At 63.1% G+C, this 3,295-nt stretch carries 3 protein-coding genes; 1 reads left to right on the top strand and 2 read right to left on the bottom strand.

The features are described 5' to 3' along the window. Positions 1–269 precede the first annotated feature (269 nt). Complete coding sequence (locus I554_RS27450) at positions 270–419, top strand: hypothetical protein (RefSeq protein ID WP_192817787.1); 150 nt, start codon at positions 270–272, stop codon at positions 417–419. 25 nt (positions 420–444) lie between these two features. Here I554_RS27450 and I554_RS0125120 read toward each other — a convergent pair whose 3' ends face one another. Together I554_RS0125120 and I554_RS0125115 are read right to left on the bottom strand one after the other, a co-directional pair. After that, entirely contained in the window at positions 445–1,797 is a 1,353-nt protein-coding gene (locus I554_RS0125120; protein ID WP_024578124.1) for a hybrid sensor histidine kinase/response regulator, read from the bottom strand. Next, positions 1,794–2,966 (bottom strand): FIST N-terminal domain-containing protein, encoded by a 1,173-nt coding sequence (locus I554_RS0125115; protein ID WP_024578125.1) that lies wholly within the window; start codon positions 2,964–2,966, stop codon positions 1,794–1,796. Before I554_RS0125115 ends, I554_RS0125120 begins: the two co-directional genes overlap by 4 nt. Positions 2,967–3,295: the final 329 nt, after the last annotated feature.

Genomic DNA, 3,295 nt, shown 5'->3' with positions numbered 1-3,295 from the left:
CGCACATCCGCATCGTGGTCTTCCACAAGCGCTTCAAACTGATGCCACGGCACCAGCTTCAGAAGATCGCGGAATACTGTAGTGTGGTGCGGCATGGCGATGGTCTCCTGTCGTGTCCCGGAACGCTTGCAGACGTCCGGAACCGACTAGAATCAACGCCATGCGCCTTGTCCAGAAAATCTAAACCGGACAGCCGTGGGCTTGTCCCGGCCATCCACGTCTTCGGACTTGCTGATGTTTCGAGCGTGGATGCCCGGACAAGCCCGGGCATGACGGATCAGGCTGAAGGCATCGCGCTCTGGAGCGGGATGAATTTAGGTTCGATCGCTCATTCTGCCGTCATTGCGAGGAGCGAAGCGACGAAGCAATCCAGTCCTTTGCTTGTGGCCTTCTGGATTGCTTCGCTTCGCTCGCAATGACGATTCAATGTCGGTTCGTCCCGCTCTAAGCCAGCAGGAACGACAGCAGCGAGCGCATTTCGGCGGGCTTGATCGGCTTGCGCAGCAATTCGAGCCCGTAGACGGCGGCTTCCCGTTCGGCTTCGGTCGAGTAGTCCGCGGTGACGATGATCGCGGGCACGTCGATCTTGATCTGCTCGCGGATCGAATTCACCGCGTCGAGGCCGTTCTCGCCGTGGTCGAGGTGCAGGTCGGCGATGATCGCGTCCGGCGGTTCGCCAAGCGCGCCGATGTTGTCCATGGCGTCCGTCGCGGAGGTCGTCGTGGCGACGTCGCAGCCCCATTTTTCCAGCAGCGCGGCCATCGCCTCGGCGCTGGAGGGATCGTTCTCGATCAGCAGGACTTTGCGGCCTTCCAGCACGTTATAGCGGAAGTCGAGATGCTGCACCTCGCGTCCGGCCTCGACCACGTCCTCGGATTTGGCACGCGGCAGCGTAATGGAGAAGGTCGAGCCGCGGCCCAGGCGCGAATTGAGCTGGATGTCGTGGCCGAGCTCGGTGGCGAAGCGGTGCACGATGGATAAGCCGAGCCCGAACCCGGCCTGATCGCCGTCGCTGGATTCGCCGCGCTGAAACTCCACGAAAATCGCCTGTTGCTGCGCCTCGGGAATTCCCGGTCCGGTGTCGTGCACCTGGATGCACAGCCGGTCGCCCCTCGGCCTGCATCCCATCAAGACGCCGCCCTTCTGCGTATAGCGCAGCGCGTTGGATAGCAGATTTTGCAGGATGCGGCGCATCATCAGCGGATCGGACACCACCGCGTAGGGCGAGGGCAGGATGCGCAGCGCGACGCCGCGTTTCGCCGCGACGGGCGCGAACTCCTGACGCAGCGGCTCGAACAACGAGGCCACGGTGATCGGCCGGATGTCGGGCTTGAGAACGCCGGCATCCAGCTTCGAGATGTCGAGCAACGTTCGCAACAGATCCTCGAGCGTCAACAACGATCGATCGACCTGGCCGATCAGCGCGGCGCCCTGGCCGGGAATATCCATCTCGGACAGCGTCGACAGCGTCAGCCGTGCGGCGTTCAGCGGTTGCAAGAGATCGTGGGTCACCGAGATCAGCACCGACGATTTCAGCGAGCTGGCCGCTTCCGCCTGTTGCTTGGCGCGCAAGAGATCGTCGTTCGACCTCTCGATCGAGCGTAACGCTTCCTGAAGTTGCCGCGTGCGCTCCAGCACGCGGTTGTCCAGCGCGATGGCGGTTTCGAACAGCGAGAACGCGTTGGCCTGCTGATCCATCGAGCGCTCGACGCGCGAGATCAGCGCCGCGTTGATCTTCTTCAGCTTGATCGTTTCCCGCTCCAGCATCTCCCGTGAGCGGGGTTCTTGCGCGGTCATGCGGTTGCCGGCCTCTTGCCGATGGCGACGCCGGTGAGCGTCTGGTTGACGTGCATCGAGCGATACTGCTCGCCGTAGGTATGGAAGCCGACGACGTGGTTGTCGCGATAGAGCTGCGAGATGTCGCGGGCGAACTGATGCTGCTCGGCATCGAGCCGGCGAAACACGCATTCGAAGCCGAGGTAAAGCGACACGTCGCCCATCTCGGCGCGGGTTTCCTCGAACAGCTCCTTGGTGACGCCGACCGGATTGCGCGCGTTGGCGACGGTCAGCACCATGCCTTCGTCGATGGCGCAGAAAAAGTTCAGCGACCCATCCGGGTTCACCTGCTGGATCGAGCGCGCGTAATAGGCGCCGCCGGCGCGAACCAGCACCGGGTGCGACGCGAACGAGAACATATCGAGCTTGGTGTCCATGATGCCGACCGCGCGGGAGTATTCCTCGGCCGCCGGCTCCGCGTTGATCTCCTTGACGATGCGCCGCTCGATGTCGGCCTCGGTCACCACCATCTTGGTGGCGGAGGGCTCGAAATTGTCGCACTTGAACAGGCGGAACGGCAGCGACGTTTTCAGCAGGATCAGGACCGCCGCGTCGGTGTGGGCCTTGCCGCCGTAGAAGATCCAGGTCTTCTCGAAACGCAGCCCGTCGCCCGCCGAGCCGCCCACCACCGGGATATCGTCGAGCGAGGCGTAGATCGACGACATCACAGTCTCTTCGCGCTGGCAAAGTCCGTCGATCAATAGCAGGCCGAAGGATTTTTCCTTGGCGTCGCCGCTCCCGCTGCGCGCGAGGTCCTCCCGCAGTTCATTGCCGATCCGGCGGCCGTCCTCGATGCGGAAATTGGTGAGGTCGAGAAAGGGACGGGCGGCGATGGTGAAATCCCGTGCGCTGAAGCCGAGCGCGACGACGCTGTTGTCGCCCCAGCCGTCCGGCGTGAGTTCTCCCGCGGTGGTGCAGCCGAAGATCGGAACGTTGCCGAAAGTCTTGGCAAGCTCGCCGGAGAATTGATGCGGATCGTAGGACGGCGAGGCGAAAACGAGGATCATCGCCAGCCCGTCGGCCGGCAGTTGCGCCGCCAGTTCGGCCGCGGCGGCGGGGGCTTCGGCGGCTCTGGCCTGCGCGATCGCTACCCCGGACTCGTCGTTGAACCGGCTCTCGGTTCGCCCCACGTGATTTCCTCCCTGTGACGTCATGTCAGGCGACACTGAAGTCTTGCTGGGGAGAATACGGGCTTCCCGTGGCGACTGCAATCAAGGGGAAAACTGCCACGGCCGGTTCGGGAGCAACCTCGCAGGAGGCCGGCCATACCCGAAGCGATCTGTCGTGATGGAGACACCGCCGGTTTGCCGGTAAGGTCCGCCGCGCCGCCTGTTGACGCGAACAAAATTCGTCAACAAGTTTCGGGCGGCGAACGTGCACGGAATAAGAATGACAGCCCAAACTGGAGCAGCAAGCATGAGAGGTCTGAACATACATTCCCCAAGTGGCATGCCGTCTG

Origin of the sequence: Afipia sp. OHSU_II-C1 (assembly GCF_000497575.1) — a bacterium.
Lineage (GTDB): Bacteria > Pseudomonadota > Alphaproteobacteria > Rhizobiales > Xanthobacteraceae > Afipia.
The sequence above is the reverse complement of the archived record's forward strand: the minus strand, read 5'-3'. Positions and strand labels throughout refer to the sequence as shown.

Coding starts and splice junctions, on each gene's coding strand:
- I554_RS27450 (WP_192817787.1), top strand. CDS start 270: ATGACGGATCAGGCTGAAGGCATCGCGCTCTGGAGCGGGATGAATTTA.
- I554_RS0125120 (WP_024578124.1), bottom strand. CDS start 1,797: ATGACCGCGCAAGAACCCCGCTCACGGGAGATGCTGGAGCGGGAAACG.